Origin of the sequence: Nocardioides sp., assembly GCF_035503875.1 — a bacterium.
Lineage (GTDB): Bacteria > Actinomycetota > Actinomycetes > Propionibacteriales > Nocardioidaceae > Nocardioides.
This window is the reverse complement of the sequence record NZ_DATJTA010000057.1, coordinates 1-2,217: the sequence shown is the minus strand read 5'-3', so window position 1 is coordinate 2,217 and position 2,217 is coordinate 1. Positions and strand designations below refer to the sequence as shown.

The following is a 2,217-nucleotide window of genomic DNA, read 5'->3' as shown; positions in this document are numbered from 1 at the left end:
TTCCAGGTCCGACGCCTCGAGCGGGGCGAGCTTGGGCGCCTTGGCGACCCGCTCGACCGCGCGCTGCTGAAGCTCGATGATCGAGTCGAAGCTGGCCTTCTCGTACTTGCCGGCCGCCAGCATCTTCAGCTTGCCGCGCATCGCCGCGACCCGCTCGCGCAGCGTCACGGTCGCCCGGACGGCGGCGGCGGCCGGGTTGTTCAGCTCGTGGGTCAGGCCGGCCGTCAGCGAGCCGAGCGCGAGCAGCCGCTCGCGCTGGCCGACCGCCTCGCGCGACCGCTGGCCGCCGAGCCAGAGCCCCTCGAGCAGGTGGGTCGGCATCGGGAACCACTCGGTCATGATCTGGGCGAAGCAGGTCGCGCCGAGCACGAAGAACTTGGACGGCTCGGTGACGCGGACGGTGTTCTGGTACACCTGCGGCACCCGGTCGCCCAGGTAGGCCGTGTAGGCGCCGGTGTAGACGCCGCGCTGGCTGGTCCGGCCGACCTCGACGTCGTCCGGCCCGACCCGCCGCGAGGTGACCAGGGTGCCCTCCATGAGGACGTAGAAGCAGTCGGCCGGAGCGCCCTCGGCGAACAGGACGCCGGGCTTGACCAGCTCCACGTGCCCCTCCTGGCAGAGCCGCCGGAGCTGCTCGTCGGTCAGCTTCTCGAACAGGAACAGCGTCCTGAGCTGGTCGGGGGAGCACTCGCCGGGCAGCGTTTCCGTCTGCACCGGCTTGTCGGGTACGTCTGGCGTCTCCGGCGCGGTCGCCGCGGGGTTGGCGGTCATAGTGTCTCCAGGTAGCGATGGACCAGCATGACGGCCATGGCGCCCTCACCCACGGCCGACGCGACTCGCTTGGCGGAGTCCGAGCGCACGTCGCCGGCCGCGAACACCCCGGGCACGCTGGTCTCCAGGTGGTACGGGGACCGGTCGAGCGGCCAGCCGGGCTTGTGCTCGGCCTGGCTCAGGTCCGGCCCGGACACGATGAACCCGTGGCTGTCCCGGGCCACCACGCCATCCAGCCAGCCGGTTCTCGGCGCCGCCCCGATGAAGATGAACAGCTGGCTGGCGTCGACCGGCTCGGTCGCGCCGGTGTTCAGGTCGCGCAGCACCAGCTGTTCCAGGTGACCGTCGCCGTTCGCCTCGATGACCTCGGTGCAGGTGCGGACGGAGATGTTCTCGATGCCGGCGATCTGCTGGATCAGGTAGTACGACATCGACAGCTCGAGCGAGCCGCCGCGCACCAGCATGGTCACCGAGCGGGCGAACCGGGCCAGGTAGACGGCGGCCTGGCCGGCCGAGTTGGCCCCGCCGACGATGAACACGTCGGCGTCCTTGCACGCCTCGGCCTCGGTCAGGGCCGCCCCGTAGTAGATGCCCGCCCCGGTCATCTCGGCGCAGCCGGGGGCGTTGAGCTGCCGGTAGGACACCCCGGTGGCGAGGATGATGGCCTTCGCGTCGATCACGCTGCCGTCGCCGAGCCGGAGCGTCCTGGCCGGCCCGTTGACCTCCAGGCCGGCCGCCTCCTTGGTGGTCAGCAGCTCGGCGCCGAACTTGACCGCCTGCCGCCGGGCCCGGTCGGTCAGCTGGCCGCCGGACAGGCCGTCGGGGAAGCCCAGGTAGTTCTCGATCCGGGAGGACTGGCCGGCCTGGCCGCCGGTGGCGAACTTCTCCACCAGGACCGTGCGCAGCCCCTCGGAGGCGCCGTAGACCGCCGCCCCGAGGCCGGCCGGCCCGCCGCCGACCACGACCAGGTCGTAGAAGTCACGCTCGGGGCTGGTCGCCAGGCCGACCCGACTGGCCACCTCGGCCTGGGACGGGGCGATCATCGGCTCGCCGTCGGTGGTGATCAGCACCGGGAGATCGCGGCCGTCGGCGCCGGCCGCCTCGAGCAGCCGCCGTCCTTCGTCGCTGTCGGAGGCGTACCAGCGATACGGCACCTGGTTGCGGGCGAGGAAGTCGCGCATCGCCGCCGAGGGCGCCGACCAGCGGTGCCCGACCAGCTTGGCCTCGCGCACCGGCTTGCGATCCTCGTCCTGCCAGGCCCGCAGGAGGTCGTCGATAACCGGGTAGAGCTTCTCCTCGGGCGGGTCCCAGGGCTTGAGCAGGTAGTGGTCGAGGTCCACGATGTTGATCGCGTCGATCGCCGCGCTGGTGTCCGCGTACGCCGTCAGCAGAATCCGCTTCGCGTAGGGGTACACGTCCATCGCCCGCTCGAGGAACTCGATGCCG

The 2,217-nt window shown here is 71.6% G+C and carries 1 protein-coding gene and 1 pseudogene; both read right to left on the bottom strand.

The window, feature by feature from the left end; genetic code table 11:
• Nucleotides 1–771, bottom strand: a pseudogene (locus tag VMF51_RS14080) (histidine kinase); the annotation flags it as partial.
• Nucleotides 768–2,217 (bottom strand): FAD-dependent oxidoreductase (locus VMF51_RS14075; RefSeq protein ID WP_325475072.1); only part of this gene is annotated, 1,450 nt, incomplete at its 5' end. The gene VMF51_RS14075 and the pseudogene VMF51_RS14080, both read right to left, overlap by 4 nt.